Here is a 16,407-nt window from a genome sequence, read left to right on the forward strand (position 1 = left end):
TCCCGTATTCCTTGTGCAAAAGCCCGAAGCGCCCCAGCGCTCCGGCCTGAAAAATTAGAGTTTCAGCCAGTCGTCGTGACGCAGCGCGTCGATCTGCTGCTGAAGCTGAGCGATTTGTTCCTGCAGCGATACCATCTGCTGCTGCTTTTCTGATGCTTTGTCGACTTGGGCCAGAGTGGGGATCACTACGGGCAGCTCTTCCAGATCGTTCATCTTGATGGTCTTGATCCCTGTACCGACCGCCTTGCTCACCAGTGCCTGCTGAGCCATCGGTGAATTCAGATAGCGATAGAGGTAAGTGCTGTCCTGGATCGGGCCGTCGGGCTTAAGTCGCAGGATGATAAAGGATTGACCAGCAATCCAGTTTTCCTCAGCGCTATCAGGTACTAACCCAACTCTTCCAACGTTGCCCTTCACTGTAACCAGAACATCACCAGGAATCATCCGCTGTCGTTTGACTCGGGTCATGACTTTGGTATCAGAGATGGAAATCTGTTTTTTGGGGCGTTTGAAAAATCCGATACCATCGATGTCTGTCTGATTAGCTTCCAGATAAACCTTGCCTTCATCCTCGGCTTTAATAGCCTGACAACGCAGAAACTCAACAACATCCGACAATGCGCAGGTCGGCAACAGTTCAAGCTTATCTTGAAGCTGTTGAGCTTCGTCCGAGAGCACGTAACGAGGTACATCCAGATTCCATTCATTAGCTTCTGCCTCAGCTATAGTGATGTGTTTGGCAATGCTTTGCTCTTCCGTCTCAATTGCTTGGAGAAGGGCCTCTTTACCAAAAAAGTGATTCTTGTAGCGATCTTTGGTGTAAAAGCGATCGGCCGAGGCATCAACCATCAGAGGGGTGTGCAATCCATCTTTATCCACTAACAACATCACCGGAGGAACCGAGGCGATATTGAGAGTAAATCCTGCAAACTGCACTATTGCTGCAAGCTTGCCTGTCCGCACCAACTCCTCTTTAAAAGATCTATCACCGGTAACCGTCCGAGATAAAAATCCTGGTGGGACTACTACTGCAGAGCGACCTTCAACACCATAGGTCAGCGCCTGAGTGAGCAAGGCCTCGCTGCTGGCCGGTTGATGGGGGGCAACGATTTCTGATGAAGCAGGTAAGTCGCTACTGTCTAATTTCATCCCCCAAAAAGGGAAAGAAGCACCTTGAGCATAACGCTCTTTGATCTTTAAAGCGTCTAGGTGATCATGAATCGGGCTAGCTTGGCGCACTTCAATACGCTGTTCACAGAAAACAGACATCATCTTAGCCCACGCGCTCTCGACAAGGACATCGGTGGTGTAGACCGACTGAATGCCTTTTGCTGCATATGCATAAGCAAAGCTGAATGAGCCGCTATAAGGACAGAAAGCAGTACCGCACTCCCCCCCTTGACTCGTCCACTCAACGGCCAATTCTGCCAGCCCTCGCTGCAGCAATGTAGAGCCAGCTTTTCCAGAGGCCTCCATGTGAAAATCGTGCAGCAACCATCCCAATTCGGTGTGGTCAATACCAGTTTGCAAGATAATTTGGGCATACCCAAGCATCTCGTTAAGCCCACTGATTTTGTCACGGCGCAGAGCATCCGTCGCGTCAAGCAGAGCTTCAGCCAAATCAGGTAATGACTTGGAAAGGTAGGCAGCTAGCTCTTCTACATCGCAGAAGTTTTTGTCTATAAACAGCCCGGCTCGCTCAGCAGCCACGCGAGTCGCAATGAGTGCTGTAACAATGTAGATAGTGTCCCTAGAATCTCGGGCACCGCGGATCAGTTCACTCGCTTTCCAAACAAGAGCTTTGGCTTTGTTGTCCATTGATATTTCCTAGAGCTTCCTAGAGTAACTATTGAGGGCGTAAGTCGTAATTTTCTGGCCAGCAGCCTCAACAAGTACATACCCTCCTCGCTCTTGAGCTTTGATCAGTTCGTGTCGAACGTGATCAAGCTCTCTCAACGCGGCCTCACATGCTTTCCGGTTTAAGATCTGCTTATCACCACTCCAGATGCCAAATCGCTCAACGAGATCCAGAGTGGACTGCTTTATCCCACGCTGGGACATGCGCTGTTGGATATGTCTTGTCTTAGCCATCACTACATTCCCTTTGTAAGCTTCGACAACTATTTTTAGTCAGGCCCTGATTAAAGTCAAGTAATCAGGGCCTGATTTTATGTATCATTAAGGCAAAAGAGATCATCGCACTGAGATGGGACAAGGTAAGGGAGATGACTAGTTCTGTGCGAAAGCCAGGATTCATGGGGCTTTCTGGAGGGCTGGAGCAGAAGAACTGGGTAGAGAGTAAATTGTTAACTCGATACTTAAGGCAGCAATGCTTTGGCATCGCAGCCTATTACGTCCGCCAGTTTGTAGAGCATATCAAGTGTCAAATTAACCTCACCCCGCTCAATACGGCCGACATAGCTACGATCAACCTTGGCGATGTTGGCCAATTTTTCTTGAGAGATCCCGGCAGCTTTGCGCTGCTGACGCAGTTTCAGTCCAACCGTTTCGGCTAACTCACTCATTCTTATCCCCTAAAAGATAAGAATGATGTTGAGTTGTTCACTTACTAACAACGGATTATAATCCGCATTTTGCTTCGAGCAATGCCGCTATCTGTTTTCAGCACCGCAGTCAGTGGATACAGCCACTAATCGAGATTCTAGAAATGGCCTCATCAAGTACAACAGCGCTTTGTCAGGACACAATCGCTGCAATCGCTAGCCTGGATGGCCCTTTTTCCTGCGCTGAAGTGCGTGAAAAGCTCCAATCAGAGTCTTCGAGCCTTGATGGGCTAACACATACCCAAGCCAGGATGGCAACCTACTACCGGATCAAAAGGCTGATAAAGGAGGGCTGGGTTCAAGTCAAAGCTGGCACTTATGGCCCAAAGCAGCTCTACGTCGTGACAGAACATTTCGAAGTACCGGTGACTGCAGTAGAAGTAGATTTCCCAACAGATAACCATCAGCAGAATCAAAAACAAGAGATCACAGACAAACTCCGCGAGTACCATTCAGAGATGTTATCCCTGCAAGGTGAGTCTGAAGAGTATGAGCGGTTGTACCAGTTGTACCCTGACAACAAAGAGTCTTACCAAGCCAGCTTCCAGGAAACCGTTAATGCCAAATGGAAGCTGGTAGGGCGCATTAGAGCCTTGGAGAAGCAGCTCAAAAGGATGGCACAGTAATGGGGCTACGTCGTTGGCAAGGTGAATGTGTTCAGGCTGCCCTTCGAAAATTCCAAACGGGCCAGAAGCACTTTTTTTGCCTAGCATCTCCTGGGTCTGGAAAGACCCTGATGGCTGCGGAGGTTACCGCTCGTATGCTCGACGCCAATCAGATCGATCTGGTTATCGCCTTTTCACCGTCTTTAGTCGTCGCCGAAGGGATCCGGTCAACCTTCGAGTCGCGCCTGAGTCGACGAATGGATGGCTTACTGGGAGCTGTTGGTCGATCTCTGACATATCACAGCATGAGCCACCTACCAGATAATTTTTGGTCCATCATCAGAAATCACAGGACGTTGGTGATTTTTGATGAAATCCACCACTGTGCTGGCAACGAGTTAGCAAACACCAACTCTTGGGGAGCGACTATTTTACTGCAAATCCAAGATCAGGCTGCCTATACGCTGGCTCTCTCTGGTACACCTTGGCGCTCCGACCGGCTACCAGTGTCTCTAGCTAAGTATCATGATGACAGCAATCAAGTTGCTTATGACTATTGCTATGGCATGGGGCAAGCAGTTGAGGATCAGGTGTGTCGAGCACCACACATCGTGCTCGTTGATAACCTCCATATCACATGTGGTAATCCCACAGCGTCGAAGCAATATTCTGGAATCGATGCATTACTTGAAGACAAAGCTCTCAGTTATCAGGCGCTACTGAATGACCCAAAATTTGTCGGCTATGTGCTTGAACAGGGCCACAAAAAGCTACAGGAGTTGAAGCAAGTAAACAAAGAGGCCGCAGGACTCGTCGTTGCATCATCAATCGCACATGCCACCTACATCCACCATTGGCTCGCGACCAATGTGAGCAGTAAAATCGCCATTGTTGACCACAGTCAACCAAACGCCAAACGCATCATTGAGCAGTTTAGAAAGGGTGAAGGTGAGTGGATTGTTTCAGTAGGAATGATAAGCGAAGGAACCGATATTCCAAGACTACAGGTTTGCTGCCACCTTTCCAGGATCAGAACGGAAATGTACTTTCGTCAGGTACTCGGAAGAGTCATTCGCCGTACATCTGCACCTAATCAATCAGCTTGGCTGTTCGCCGCAAATACAGCTAACTTAGCCACGTTTAGCAAGGCCCTCAGAACGGAAATCCCCAGAGCAACTCTTCAAACTGTACATACAGACGAAATGCTAGCTGAAGACAAGGAGTATGATCTTCAGATACCGCACTCACGAAAACGGATTACATCCAACAACCCTGTAGATTCGATAGATGCAAACTACATAATGAAGCTGTGCTCCGCCACTAAAGCAGGAGATAGTGATGATCGAGAGCTGGTCTTATCCGAAAATTTCACGAAGCAGCTCATAAACTGCTTTCAGTCTCCCTTGTATCGTTCGGCTTAATCGTGCGCTGCTCAGTGTCTTGCTCGAGCTCCGTTAGTATCGCTAGTGCAGCTTCGGGACCAGAGGTACAGATCACCTCATCACTTTTGAAGCTATGACAGACTGCAGGGCGACTAGGCTGCCCAAACAAACGACAAAGGTTGTTGTCATCCAACTGAATGCAGCGTACTCCTGCAGGCTTGCCCTTCGGCATACCAGGTATCGGAGATGAGATAGATGGTGCAATGCAGCAAGCGCCGCAACCGCGCGCTAAAGATTTTGAAATACAAGGCGACCAATCTGGCACATCAATAATATATTCGGACACTTATGATCACCTACAAGACTACTTCAAGTTGTTTACGGGTCGATTTTTGAGCGAGAATTCTAATACGTTTGCGTCTACAATGCCATGTTGCTCTAGGTGCTTTATGTACTTCTGCATGTGGTAAAGCTGGTACTGGAGCTCAAGCTTTTCCCCCTCTGCAATCCTAAGCAACCCTCTCAACTCGTTTCGTTGTGTTCGATACCTATCTTTGAGTTCTCGCTCTTTAGCTAGTTTGGAGGCCTCCTCGGAACTACTCGAGCTTGAACTGACGGTTGGCGATTTTACGTTGATAATGCGCGCTTTCAGTTCCCGGTACAAAGGATGCTTGTAGTTCAGCGCCCCATTCGCTAGGCCAGCTCTCTTTTCGACAGCATGTTGGCTTATTCTTGCTCCTTCAGCAATGAGGTCAGCCAGAGCTCTCTGTGCAGCCTCGACCGTTCTCTCAACTTTGCTCATACTTCCACCCCGTACTGCTTCAGTGCATCATGATAAAATTCCATCTCTAACCGCAAGAACTCCGCTCCATCATCAGAAAATTGATTAACCAAAGCATTTTCGTACATCGCCTTATATTTACTATATCGTCGTTGCCAAACTGGTATTGAGTCCGAATCTGCAATCAGATTCTCACACTCAGGGTTACATTTTGCCGCTTGAACAACTGCAGTAAACGAGCATTCCGCACCATTAAGACAATACATTCCGTTACCTAAGGACATCACCCTAGCCTCATTTTTTTTAGCCATCTGCATTGCCTTTTCAAACGAGGGATAAATAGCCAGAGGAGATTCAGGCTGGTGCTCTTCTAGACGCTTTCCACCACGCCCGTATAAGTTAGATGCACCTTGGAACTTCATTGCCATTGTTGCCGATAACTCTAAAGAGGCTTTTTCCAATTCCTTTGCTATTCCTCTTGGAATCAATCCTCTTGGTTGTTCAAGCTCTGAGCCTGAGGTGTACCACTCTGACTGAGTTCGAGAAAGATGCTTCAATTGAAAGCTAAGATACTTCATATCTACCAAACTAAGTCTACGGACATGAACCGCAATGCTCCTTCTGAACTGATGGCTCTTAAGTGGCCAAACTGCACCAACAAAAATACTTTTCCTTATTACATCGGGCCTAGAGATATTTGGATTTAGAGACCAAAACTCATCAACATCTTCCTTAGTTAATCTAATCTGGTGTTTGTTAGACCAATCTATAAGCAAGTCAGCTTTACGCTGAGAGCTCATGGGGACTAGTCTTCCTTGGTCAATATAAGCCCTCGCATTGGTCTTAATAAACATGTTATTTAAGTTATCTTTTTCATCAACATTAAAAAATGATGATGCAAGCAACCGGATCTTATCAAAGATAGTTTCGACGTACGGCGCCGCTGCCCAATGCTCTTCTGAGCCGTTTTCACCAGAAAACTTATGGAGAGTAGCACTAATACCGATACAGCCATTATCCTTTATCAAAGAGCCAAATTTAATAGACCTCGCCTCAGAAATCCGCATGCCTGTCATAGCCTGCATAGCATCGACTGCTAAGAGTGCTGTTCTATTGTAAAATGCGGCCAAGTTTTCAAAATCGACACGATACTCTGCAACTACATCGTTTTTAGTTGAGCACTTAGCCAGATAATCCTTACCCCTTAGCTTTGTAGCAAATACATATTCTCTTGATTTCTTACACTCTATTTCACCAGCCTCTCTCCTTGTAATCAGTTCTTTAGTAGCACAACTTTCATCTTGATAAATAGCCTTAAGTTCATCTTTACAATATAACTCAAAAAACTTCTCCTTGTACTTATGATTTGGCTTTAAATTGTTTGCCTCTAAATATCTCCTGTATCTACCTGGAAGACTTGCCAAATATCGAACATTGTCATAATTAAAGTGTAGATTATCGAAGTGGTTCATGTATGACTGCCAATACTTGGATAGAACCATAAAAGGCATGCAAAGTGTCTGGTTATCATCTCGGCCTGATGATATTTCCTTGAAGTTATACTCAAGAACATATCCTAATTCAGACAAACTGGTCAAGTTTATCGCACACACACTCTTAAGAACTTGCAAGTAATTATTAATAGTGCTGTTCGACTTTCCTTTTGAAAAGGTAGAAATGAATTTTTCTCTAATAGGATTTCTATTAAGCCAAAATATCGACTTCACACCAATACTCTGCAAGCACTTACAGATAACTATCAACTGCTCAATATTTCTTATTATAGAATTTAGCTTAGATCTCCTTCGAGAGAACCATAAAAAGAAAGTGGCTATTACTTTAGCTTCGATTTTAAGCTCATTTTCCAAATCAGAAAAGTTTGCCTTTCTAAAGGTTTCCATGCCCTCACGCTGCGTAAACATGCATGGTTTCGCAGTCCAAATATCACTTGAAAACAATATAGATGCGCTCATATCTGGATCTATGAAACTCGGAATAACCACCATGGAATCGAGATCAGCGATCCTTCCTTCTCTGATTGATGCATGAATAATATCTAAGCTGGGCAGTAAGTGTTGTTCATGCATCCCGTCTGACTCAGCCTCAATATAGCATGGCTGGTTGTGCACTATAGATCCCATACTTCCGACGCTCCCTCTTTGTTAATTTTTCTTTCCACTACAGAAAGTAATTTTCTATCAACAAAAGACAATGCCAACTCTAACCTCTCTAAGAGAACGTTATAATTCTGTGAAGCTTTATTAGAGCCTATATAAATACTCTTGCCATACTCAATATGAAATTTAAAACTAAGTAAGTTATATAATGCACTCTCATCTTCAATAACAGCACACTTATTGCAGAAAATACACGAAGAGTAATCTGCACAGATCTTTACTAGGCGCCCGAGCCTAGATTGTGACTTAATAAATGACGACTCTTGCTCAGTTACTGACTCTCCCCGAACACACCCAAGTCCATTCAAGTTTATAGAAACCCCCTCCTTGTCTTTTATAAGTCGCAGACCTTGATCTTTTGCATATTTTTGCCTTTCTTCAAATGATAAAATTTCTGTTGCTCCAGATACCATCTTTCCCAATGCCTCGGATACATGCAACATCGATTCAATTGAGTTTCCACGAGCATAGTTTCGTTGATATGTATCCCAGTTGTGCTGAGCTTTACCAAGAATTACGAGAGGGTTTTTCAACCTAGAGTCTGTAATCTGTTCTAGCGTCTTTCTAATTTTAGCGGGTGATACACGAGGCATATCGACTCCTAACCTCCGTGCAGTGGCCACTAACGGGTGATTGACGAACCCTTCAGAGTAAAGATGAAAAGAGCGTATCTCGAGCGATTTTTCACTACATACAAAGAATAGATAGTTTGAAGAAAAAGAACATCCTATAGAAGTATAATAGGATACCAGTCTATTTCTTATTGCAAAAAATCTTTTAAAGACAGACAATCCCTTTCTATCGCCATCAATTTTAGAATCTCCTATATTTAACCTAACAAAACTCCTTGCCCTGCCTTTGTACAAATAATCTGTTTCCACAAAATCATCACCGACTTTGATATCTGGAATAGTTAAGGAAGAAACTTGAGCCTTATTGCCCCAAGTAAACACAATAAAAAGAACAAACGCAGACTGCATGAACCAATATGCCGGATTTCTAAATATAACCTCTATTTCATTTCCATCAACGTTATACCCACTCTTCTCTATCGAGCTCACCTCACAAAGAGCAAAGTGCCTAATACCATTATTATAAGCAATTACGTGCTCTTCTATTTGTTTAGCGCTAACCTCAAATATGAGCATCATCATTTTTATAATGACACTTACCTCATCAACGGTATAAGGACTTCTAAAGTTAGTTATCGACCTGCCACTAAACTTATAATGAAACCTATCAATCAGCTTACCATTATGCACTAAAAAACCATTTACTAAACTTAGCGTAGTAACCGCATGCTCTACCCCGCATTCTCTTGCATAAATTTTTGACTGAAGATGAAGACAAAAACCTTCTAATCCTTGCTCACTACCAATAGTCTTGCCTAATTTATATTGATAGTCGAGATAGCCAATTAATGCTCTAGCTGCAGTCTTTCTTCCTCCGGCTCTCAAGCCATTTAGATAGGCAGCTGCAAGAGATGCAACATCATGCAACTCCTGAGATGCTTCAGATTTTAGTTTTTCAAACTTGCGTTTTTGAATTCCTGTTATAGAGCGCAATGTGGAATCTTTGTTCTTCCAAAAACCACTTAATGACAACATATTCAAATCCATTTGATTTCTACCATCAGATCGAATATTAGTATCAATCACGAGATCCACGTCATATTCACACGTCATAGAGCACTCACCTCCATTGAGGAAAACACAAGTTCATCCATTACTTGTGCCACCTGCTCTGAAATACATTTTCTAGATAAAAAGTTTATATAGTGAAGTGTCGTCTTGATATCCTTGTGGCCCATATAATGCTTTGTTGACTCCAAGCACGCATCAACATCGTTGGGGAAAAGCCTCAATGCCGATGATAAATAATTTGTCCCAAAGGTTGCTCGCAAGTCATGTGGTCTTTTGCATAGATCACGATTATTGTTTTTTTTATACTTTGCTATGAACTTATACCACATTGTATAAAACGTTCCAGAGGTCATCTCATTTCCTCTAGAACTTAAGAATAAAGGTATTCTATTCGAGACCACCTTGCTTTTAGTTCGCCACTTATCAAGACGATTTTGATAAGCCTCAGAACTCTTGTGGTAAAGAATTAATTGATGCAAGCAATTACTAAGAAAGAGCTCTCGCTCAGTAGAAAACTTCGTCGAAACACCGTATTTGGGACCGATTTTTACCCCAGTTATTAAGTAGGTGGTTTTATCGATCCTTTGTCCTTCACTAAACAAAGCCGCATTCATCGTCAATGCTTCATTTAACCTTAGACCTGAATGCATCATCAGCAATATGATCAAGGTAAATTCCGTTGTCATTTCACTCAGAGAAGCAATAACAAATTGCTGCTCGGCCTCAGTTAAAGGTGATAACTTTTTTTCTTTTCCCCTGGGGACTCTGATAGACAAATCTGATGATGGAACTTTCCTATACCCATCAACTATGCTTACTTCAGGCTTATAAAATAAATCGCTTTCAACAATCCCTTCATCTTCCAGCATCTTGTAGAACGACTTAACAACCAAAATATAGTTATTGGCTGTAGATAGCGATATGTTTTTATCCTTGTTTGCTCTCTGAAGCAAATGTTGTCTAAAAGAATAAGTGGGGCTTTTGTACTTATATATTGAATATGATAGTGGGTCTATACCTTGAGAGAATATCCAAGATAACCAAGTTCGCAAAGCCTTTGCTGTCGGCATCAAGTCTTTCGTGCCGTCCGTTGCTTTCTTCAATATAAAGCGGTTCACCAAGTCAGATAACCGCTTATCAGGTACTTTAATTATTACAGGAACGACAACAACCCGACTAGTCCCGTCCATTTCAAGACTCTGCGTTGGAGCACGCATCTCACTAGCTACGCCAATCCTAACCTGCACACCATTTAGTATCTCGACACCCATGAAGCATCCTTACTTCTAAGTACAAAACACAAGGTAGCAGTTCTAAGTGACCAAGTATAGGGTAGCACCACAGCCGAGACGACACTCCATACTTCCCCCTTAACCGACTCGGGCCGGCAGAGCCGACCCGAAAATAAACTGATTGAATTTAAAGAACATTATTCCATCAAGTTCTTCAATTTCTTGATGGCGTTCTTCTCCAGCTGACGAATCCGCTCGGCGGACACCTGGTAGCGCTCCGCCAGCTCCTGCAGGGTGGTCTTCTCCTCATCCAGCCAGCGGGTCTTGAGGATCTCCTGACTGCGCTCATCCAGGGTTCGCAAGGCGGCGTAGAGTCTGTCCTTGGACTGGGAGTCGTGATCTTCCTGCTCGATCTCCAGTGCATGGTTGGAGCTCTGATCCTCCAGATAGTGCACCGGGGCAAAGCTCACATCGGGCTCATCGGGCTCATTGGGGATGTCGAAGGAGGCGTCCTGGGCGGCCAGGCGGGATTCCATCTCCAGCACCTCGGACTCGCTCACGCCCAGGGACTCGGCCACGGTGGCGACCTCCTCCTGGGTAAACCAGCCAAGACGCTGCTTGGCTTTGCGCAGATTGAAGAACAGCTTGCGCTGGGCCTTGGTGGTGGCCACCTTAACGATACGCCAGTTCTTCAGAACGTATTCGTGGATCTCCGCCTTGATCCAGTGCACGGCGAAGGAGACCAGTCGCACCCCAACCTCAGGGTCGAAACGCTTCACCGCCTTCATCAGGCCGATGTTGCCCTCCTGAATCAGGTCAGCCTGGGGCAGGCCGTAGCCGGAGTAGCTCTTGGCAACGTGAACAACGAAACGCAGATGGGACATGATCAGCGCCTTGGCCGAATCAATGTCGCCCTCCTGGCGCAAACGCACGGCCAGGTGGTACTCCTCTTCTGCTGACAGCATGGGGATGCCATTGACGGACTGGATGTAGGACTCCAGACTGCCGCCCCCCTGGGGGACCACCATCAAACCCAATGCTTGTTTTTTGTCGCTCATCGATACCTCAGAAATCAACTGGACCGGAGAGTCTATCATGAAACGGGATCCGCTTCACAGCTTCCTCAATCTGACCTTTAGAGTCTACTGAGGTTCAATGGCGGTGAGGTGGCGCTGCACCGACAGCCAGGCCCCCAACCAGCATAGCAGCACCGAGGTGCCGATCATGGTGCCCAATTCGGACAGGGAGAGGCCTTCCAGACGGAAGTTGCTCTGATAGCTGCTGACAAACTCGGCCAGGGCGCCATCAAACCAGATCAGTACCGCACTGACACAGGTCCATGCGATCACCGAGGCACTCAGCCCATACCAGATGCCGGCGTAGAGGAAGGGGCGGCGAATAAAGCCATTGGTGGCACCCACCAGCTTCATCACCCGGATCTCATCCTGGCGCTGGGTGATGGCCATGCGGATGGTGTTGGCGGTCACCAGCACCACGGCACCGATAAGCAATGCGGCCACGCCCCAGGCCATCTTCGACAGGCTGGCCATCAGCGCCTTGAGCTGTAACAGCCACTCCAGATCCAGCCGGGCCATCTCCACCCCATTGAGCTCAGACAGCTTCTGTTTCAGCCGCTGCAGCCGCTCCACTTCTCGGTATTGCAGGCTGGGAAGCACCCGGAGCACCGGGGGCAGAGGGTTGTCGTCCAGATACTGCAGGGCTTCGCCAAACTGGGACATCGCCTTGAAGTCCGCCAGGGAGTCATCGGCAGAGAGGTACTCCACCTGGCCCACCTCCTCCATGCCCCGCAGTTGCGACTGCAGGCTGGCCAGTCGCTGCTCCGACAGGCCGGCATCGAGAAACAAACTGATCTCTGTCGGATCCGTCCAGTGCTGCTGCACCTGAGCGGAGTTCTTCACCAGCACCGCCAGCACCGTAGGCAGGCTCAGGCTGATCCCCAGCACCGCCATGGTCAGCAGCGAGGTCAGCGGCAGCCGCCACAGTTCACCCAAAGAGGCAAACAGGTGACGGAAGTGGCTTTGCAGGTAAGCCATGAACCGGCGCCCCAGGGGCTGCTTATCGGCACCCAGGCTCATGAGCGGCCTCCCTGCAGGTCTTCGCTGATCATCCGGCCATCCCTCAGGGTGAGGTTGCGGTAACGCATGCGGGCGATCAGCCCCAGATCGTGGGTGGCAATCAGCACCGAGGTGCCAGTGCGGTTGAAGGTTTCAAACAGCTTCATGATCTCAAGGGAGAGCTTGGGATCCAGATTGCCCGTGGGCTCATCCGCCAGCAGCAACTTGGGCTTGCTGACGATGGCGCGGGCGATCCCCACACGCTGTTGCTCCCCGCCAGAGAGGTGCTCGGGCAGGTAGCCAAGCTTGTCGCCCAGGCCCACCAGTTCCAGGGCAGCCCCCACCCGCTTGTCGATCTCACTGCCGCGGTAACCCTCGATGAGCAGCGGCAAGGAGACGTTTTCCCGCACGGTGCGGTCCATCAGCAGGTTGTGGTCCTGGAAGATGATGCCTATCTGGCGTCGCAGGAAGGGGACCTTGCTGCGGGCAAGGCGCCCCACATCGTGGCCCAGCACCTGCACCCGGCCGGTGGTGGGCTTCTCGATGGCGGTGATCAGCTTGAGCAGGGTACTTTTACCAGCACCACTGTGTCCGGTAAGAAAGGCCATCTCTCCCGGCTCCACGGCAAAATCCACCTTGTTGAGGGCCTGGAAGCCCCCGGCGTAGACCTTACTGACCTGCTCAAAGCGAATCATGGATTACTCGTTATCCTCGGTAAACAGTGCCTCGATAAAGGCGGTGCTGTCGAAGGGTCTCAGGTCATCAATGCCCTCACCCACACCAATGTAACGTACTGGAATACCGAACTTATCGGCAAGTGCGAAGATCACACCACCCTTAGCGGTGCCATCCAGCTTGGTCAGGGTCAGGCCGGTCAGGGAGACCGCCTCATTGAACAGCTGGGCCTGGCTGATGGCGTTCTGGCCGGTGCTGGCATCCAGGGTCAGCATCACCTCATGGGGCGCCTTCTCATCCAGTTTCTTCATCACCCGGACGATCTTCTTCAGCTCATCCATCAGGTGGGCCTTGTTCTGCAAACGACCGGCGGTATCGGCGATCAGCACGTCGACACCACGGGCCTTGGCGGCCTGCAGGGCATCGAAGATCACAGAGGCACTGTCGGCGCCGGTGTGCTGGGCAACCACGGGGATGTTGTTGCGCTCACCCCAGACCTGCAGCTGCTCTACGGCCGCCGCACGGAAGGTGTCACCCGCCGCCAGCATCACCGACTTGCCTTCAGCCTGGAACTGCTTGGCCAGCTTACCAATGGTGGTGGTCTTGCCCACACCATTGACCCCAACCATCAGGATAACGAAGGGGCCGTCCGGGTTGTCGATCACCAGAGGCTGATCCACCTTCTCCAGGGTGGTACCCAATTCACCCTTGAGGTGGGTAAACAGGGCTTCACTGTCCTTGAGCTCACCAAAGCTGGCGCGCTCGGTCAGGCTGTCGATGATGCGGCTGGTGGTCTCCACCCCCACATCCGCCAGCAGCAGCTGGGTCTCCAGCTCCTCGAACAGTTCGTCGTCAATCTTCTTGCCGCGGAACAGGGCCAGGAAGCCGCCGCCGATGTTCTCCCGGGTCTTCTTCAATCCCGCCTTCAGACGAGCGAAGAAGCCTCCCTTCTCCTCCTCTTCGGGTTGAGCCGCCGGCTCGGGCTCAGCAGCAGTCGCCTCGACAACCGGCTCGGCCTCAGGCTCAACCTCGGGCTCGGCCTCCAGTTGAGGCGGCTCCTCAGGCTTAGGTTCAACCTCGATCTGGGGCTGCACCTCTTCGGCCTTAGGCTCCACCTCTGCTGGCTTTTCAGCAGCTTGGGGCTCGTTGGATTCATCGTGAGAAACCTGAGGCGCCTGCTCAGAGTCGGAGGGAGCGGGTGCGGCCTGCTCAGCCTGCTGCTCAACCTCGTCGTGCTTCTCGTCTTTATTTCGGCTAAACCAGGAAAAAATGCCTTTCGCCATCTCTTAAACCTTTACTGATGTTCGGGTCCCGCTGTGGTTAGGCTTGGGGCAGAGCCCCTGCTACAATAGCGAGTTTTTCAAGCGCCATAGTCTAACCACAAACGCAGCAAAAACCGAGGAATCCATGGCCAGAGGCTCGCGAAACCCCAAATCCCGCACATCCACCCAAGGTGGCAGTGGTCAGGTCCGCATCATCAGCGGCCGTTTCCGCGGCCGAAAACTGCCGGTGGCGGACCTTCAGGGCCTTCGCCCCACCACGGACCGGGTTCGGGAAACTCTGTTTAACTGGCTTCAGGGGGACACCCAGGACGCCAGGGTTCTCGATTGCTTTGCGGGCAGCGGCGCTCTGGGGATGGAAGCGCTGTCCCGCTACGCCGCCAGTGTCACCCTGATGGAGCTGGACAAAGGCGCCGCCTCTCAACTCAAGCGCAACCTGACCACACTGGGTGCGGACAACGCCAGAGTGCTTCAAGGCGATACCCGCGCCCTGTTGCAACAGGGCGGCCAACCTCAGGACCTGGTGTTTGTGGATCCCCCCTTCAGACAGGGGCTGGTGGCGCCGGTTCTGGCCCTGCTGGAGCAGGAGAACTGGCTGGCAGACGAGGCCCTTATCTATGTGGAAACCGAGTCTGAGCTGAGTCTGGAAGAGGTGCCTGCCCACTGGACGCTGCTTAAGGAGAAGGTGGCGGGTCAGGTGGCCTATCGGTTGTTTCAGCGGGAGAGTGAATAATGGAAGCTCTGTTTAAACTGGGCCGCGGCGCCACCCTGGTGGCCTGGGTGCTGATGATACTGAACCTGATCACCCCTTTACCCCTGGGTGAATACCTGGCGTTGCTGCTGCTGTTGACCCTGGCGGCCCATGTGAGTCTGGCTGCAGTGACCCTGGTGGTTCGCCGTCAGGGGCTGGCGGCCACCGGCCGAGTCCTGCTGTTTGGTCTGTTCGAGTTCTATCGCCCAGACCAGGCTCACTGAAGCAAAGGCTCACCACAGCAGCGGTTGCGGCCAAGCTCCTTGGCCCTGAGCAGATGACTGTCCAGCCGCTCCAGCACTTCAGGCTCCATGCTGGTGCGGTTCCAGCCGCCATAGCCCACGGAAACGGTGAAGGTGAGCGCCTCTGGCGTGGCCGGCAGGGGGGAGGCCATGGCCAGCAGACGAATCTTCTCCGCCAACCCGGCCAGGTCCTTGAGATCGATGCCGGGGATCAGCACCAGAAACTCCTCGCCCCCCCAGCGCACCACCAGATCCTCTTTACGCACCGCCCCTTTGAGCAGCGCCGAGAAGTGGCACAGCAGTTCATCTCCGGTGATGTGGCCATAGGTATCGTTCACCTGCTTGAAGCGATCGATGTCCAGCATCATCATTCCCATCACCATCTTGTCCGGTGACTTGACCGCCAGTCGTCCCCCCAGTGACAGCAGTTCTTCAAGACGGCTCTCCATACCGCGGCGGTTGAGCAGGTTGGTCAGAGGATCGGTAACACTGTCATTGGCCAGGGTTTTTCCCAACTCAAGCAGGTTCAGATCAGATTCGATGATGTTCACTACAGACTGCAACAACGCCTGCCATTGATGAATGTGGTCCTGGGACACCAGATCATAGATGCACAGAGTGCCGAACAGGCAGCCATCGGGCTGGCGCACCGGCAGCCCCAGATAGCTGAGCACCCCGACCCGGGTTTCCCGTCCATTGGCCCACATCGGCTCCTCCCAGGCGTTGTCTACCGCCAGCGCCGAGCCGGTTTTCATCACATGTTCGCAGTAGAGGTCGAAGATGGGAAACTTGTCCCCAGGGGTGGTCAGGGCCGGACAACCGTCGCTGGTGGCCAGAATCTTCATATTCTCGGTATCACAACGGGAGAGGTAGGCACCGGGCAACCCGGTGACCTGACTGAGCATATTGAGCAGATGATTCCACTGCTTTTGGGCGTGATTTTCCAGCTCTCCCAGTAATCTGATGTCCTGTGCTGTCATGGTCACTCCTCTGTTACCGC

At 49.7% G+C, this 16,407-nt stretch carries 16 protein-coding genes; 4 read left to right on the top strand and 12 right to left on the bottom strand.

Going from position 1 to position 16,407, the window contains the following annotated elements; all coding sequences use genetic code 11:
• Nucleotides 1-54: 54 nt before the first annotated feature.
• On the bottom strand, nt 55-1,818 hold the full coding sequence (locus tag QUE41_RS21195) for an N-6 DNA methylase (protein ID WP_286340934.1): 1,764 nt from the start codon (nt 1,816-1,818) through the stop codon (nt 55-57).
• A gap of 500 nt (nt 1,819-2,318) precedes the next feature.
• The gene (locus QUE41_RS21200) at nt 2,319-2,525 is read right to left on the bottom strand and encodes a helix-turn-helix domain-containing protein (protein ID WP_286340935.1); all 207 of its coding nucleotides are present in this window, start codon (nt 2,523-2,525) and stop codon (nt 2,319-2,321) included.
• Nucleotides 2,526-2,668: 143 nt separating this feature from the next.
• Here QUE41_RS21200 and QUE41_RS21205 point away from each other — a divergent pair, with 143 nt between their 5' ends.
• Both QUE41_RS21205 and QUE41_RS21210 read left to right on the top strand, forming a co-directional pair.
• Nucleotides 2,669-3,190 (top strand): VspR family transcription factor, encoded by a 522-nt coding sequence (locus QUE41_RS21205; protein WP_286340936.1) that lies wholly within the window; start codon nt 2,669-2,671, stop codon nt 3,188-3,190.
• Nucleotides 3,190-4,590, top strand: coding sequence for a DEAD/DEAH box helicase (locus tag QUE41_RS21210; protein WP_286340937.1), 1,401 nt, complete (start codon nt 3,190-3,192; stop codon nt 4,588-4,590). The genes QUE41_RS21205 and QUE41_RS21210 overlap by 1 nt, the downstream gene beginning before the upstream one ends.
• Here QUE41_RS21210 and QUE41_RS21215 read toward each other — a convergent pair.
• From QUE41_RS21215 to ftsY, 9 genes are all read right to left on the bottom strand, one after another.
• On the bottom strand, nt 4,550-4,855 hold the full coding sequence (locus tag QUE41_RS21215; RefSeq protein ID WP_286342992.1) for a YkgJ family cysteine cluster protein: 306 nt from the start codon (nt 4,853-4,855) through the stop codon (nt 4,550-4,552). The genes QUE41_RS21210 and QUE41_RS21215 overlap by 41 nt on opposite strands.
• A 60-nt stretch (nt 4,856-4,915) precedes the next feature.
• Nucleotides 4,916-5,353 (bottom strand): hypothetical protein, encoded by a 438-nt coding sequence (locus QUE41_RS21220; protein WP_286340938.1) that lies wholly within the window; start codon nt 5,351-5,353, stop codon nt 4,916-4,918.
• Nucleotides 5,350-7,473: a hypothetical protein gene (locus QUE41_RS21225; protein ID WP_286340939.1), complete on the bottom strand. Its 2,124-nt coding sequence runs from the start codon at nt 7,471-7,473 to the stop codon at nt 5,350-5,352. The genes QUE41_RS21220 and QUE41_RS21225 overlap by 4 nt, the downstream gene beginning before the upstream one ends.
• Nucleotides 7,461-9,176, bottom strand: a complete 1,716-nt coding sequence (locus tag QUE41_RS21230) for a hypothetical protein (RefSeq protein ID WP_286340940.1) — start codon at nt 9,174-9,176, stop codon at nt 7,461-7,463. Before QUE41_RS21230 ends, QUE41_RS21225 begins: the two co-directional genes overlap by 13 nt.
• A gap of 14 nt (nt 9,177-9,190) precedes the next feature.
• Nucleotides 9,191-10,423, bottom strand: coding sequence for a tyrosine-type recombinase/integrase (locus tag QUE41_RS21235; RefSeq protein WP_286340941.1), 1,233 nt, complete (start codon nt 10,421-10,423; stop codon nt 9,191-9,193).
• A gap of 158 nt (nt 10,424-10,581) precedes the next feature.
• Nucleotides 10,582-11,442, bottom strand: a complete 861-nt coding sequence (rpoH, locus tag QUE41_RS21240) for an RNA polymerase sigma factor RpoH (RefSeq protein ID WP_286340942.1) — start codon at nt 11,440-11,442, stop codon at nt 10,582-10,584.
• Nucleotides 11,443-11,526: 84 nt separating this feature from the next.
• A complete protein-coding gene (gene ftsX, locus QUE41_RS21245) occupies nt 11,527-12,480 on the bottom strand; it encodes a permease-like cell division protein FtsX (protein WP_286340943.1) in 954 nt (317 codons plus the stop codon).
• On the bottom strand, nt 12,477-13,154 hold the full coding sequence (ftsE, locus tag QUE41_RS21250; protein WP_286340944.1) for a cell division ATP-binding protein FtsE: 678 nt from the start codon (nt 13,152-13,154) through the stop codon (nt 12,477-12,479). Before ftsE ends, ftsX begins: the two co-directional genes overlap by 4 nt.
• Before the next feature lie 3 nt (nt 13,155-13,157).
• Nucleotides 13,158-14,417: a signal recognition particle-docking protein FtsY gene (gene ftsY / locus QUE41_RS21255; protein WP_286340945.1), complete on the bottom strand. Its 1,260-nt coding sequence runs from the start codon at nt 14,415-14,417 to the stop codon at nt 13,158-13,160.
• 124 nt (nt 14,418-14,541) lie between these two features.
• Here ftsY and rsmD point away from each other — a divergent pair, with 124 nt between their 5' ends.
• On the top strand, nt 14,542-15,147 hold the full coding sequence (gene rsmD / locus QUE41_RS21260) for a 16S rRNA (guanine(966)-N(2))-methyltransferase RsmD (RefSeq protein WP_286340946.1): 606 nt from the start codon (nt 14,542-14,544) through the stop codon (nt 15,145-15,147).
• On the top strand, nt 15,147-15,389 hold the full coding sequence (locus QUE41_RS21265; protein WP_286340947.1) for a DUF1145 domain-containing protein: 243 nt from the start codon (nt 15,147-15,149) through the stop codon (nt 15,387-15,389). The genes rsmD and QUE41_RS21265 overlap by 1 nt, the downstream gene beginning before the upstream one ends.
• On the opposite strand, the gene QUE41_RS21270 is transcribed toward QUE41_RS21265, so the two are convergent.
• Complete coding sequence (locus tag QUE41_RS21270; protein ID WP_286340948.1) at nt 15,383-16,387, bottom strand: sensor domain-containing diguanylate cyclase; 1,005 nt, start codon at nt 16,385-16,387, stop codon at nt 15,383-15,385. The genes QUE41_RS21265 and QUE41_RS21270 overlap by 7 nt on opposite strands.
• Nucleotides 16,388-16,407 lie beyond the last annotated feature (20 nt).

This window comes from Ferrimonas sp. YFM, assembly GCF_030296015.1.
Classification (GTDB): Bacteria; Pseudomonadota; Gammaproteobacteria; order Enterobacterales; family Shewanellaceae; genus Ferrimonas.

Bases quoted from the DNA above. Each gene is read 5' to 3' on its own strand.
- ftsY (WP_286340945.1), bottom strand. From the start codon at position 14,417: ATGGCGAAAGGCATTTTTTCCTGGTTTAGCCGAAATAAAGACGAGAAG.
- QUE41_RS21220 (WP_286340938.1), bottom strand. From the start codon at position 5,353: ATGAGCAAAGTTGAGAGAACGGTCGAGGCTGCACAGAGAGCTCTGGCT.
- rpoH (WP_286340942.1), bottom strand. From the start codon at position 11,442: ATGAGCGACAAAAAACAAGCATTGGGTTTGATGGTGGTCCCCCAGGGG.
- rsmD (WP_286340946.1), top strand. From the start codon at position 14,542: ATGGCCAGAGGCTCGCGAAACCCCAAATCCCGCACATCCACCCAAGGT.
- QUE41_RS21225 (WP_286340939.1), bottom strand. From the start codon at position 7,473: ATGGGATCTATAGTGCACAACCAGCCATGCTATATTGAGGCTGAGTCA.
- QUE41_RS21235 (WP_286340941.1), bottom strand. From the start codon at position 10,423: ATGGGTGTCGAGATACTAAATGGTGTGCAGGTTAGGATTGGCGTAGCT.
- ftsE (WP_286340944.1), bottom strand. From the start codon at position 13,154: ATGATTCGCTTTGAGCAGGTCAGTAAGGTCTACGCCGGGGGCTTCCAG.
- QUE41_RS21200 (WP_286340935.1), bottom strand. From the start codon at position 2,525: ATGAGTGAGTTAGCCGAAACGGTTGGACTGAAACTGCGTCAGCAGCGC.
- ftsX (WP_286340943.1), bottom strand. From the start codon at position 12,480: ATGAGCCTGGGTGCCGATAAGCAGCCCCTGGGGCGCCGGTTCATGGCT.
- QUE41_RS21265 (WP_286340947.1), top strand. From the start codon at position 15,147: ATGGAAGCTCTGTTTAAACTGGGCCGCGGCGCCACCCTGGTGGCCTGG.
- QUE41_RS21205 (WP_286340936.1), top strand. From the start codon at position 2,669: ATGGCCTCATCAAGTACAACAGCGCTTTGTCAGGACACAATCGCTGCA.
- QUE41_RS21210 (WP_286340937.1), top strand. From the start codon at position 3,190: ATGGGGCTACGTCGTTGGCAAGGTGAATGTGTTCAGGCTGCCCTTCGA.
- QUE41_RS21270 (WP_286340948.1), bottom strand. From the start codon at position 16,387: ATGACAGCACAGGACATCAGATTACTGGGAGAGCTGGAAAATCACGCC.
- QUE41_RS21195 (WP_286340934.1), bottom strand. From the start codon at position 1,818: ATGGACAACAAAGCCAAAGCTCTTGTTTGGAAAGCGAGTGAACTGATC.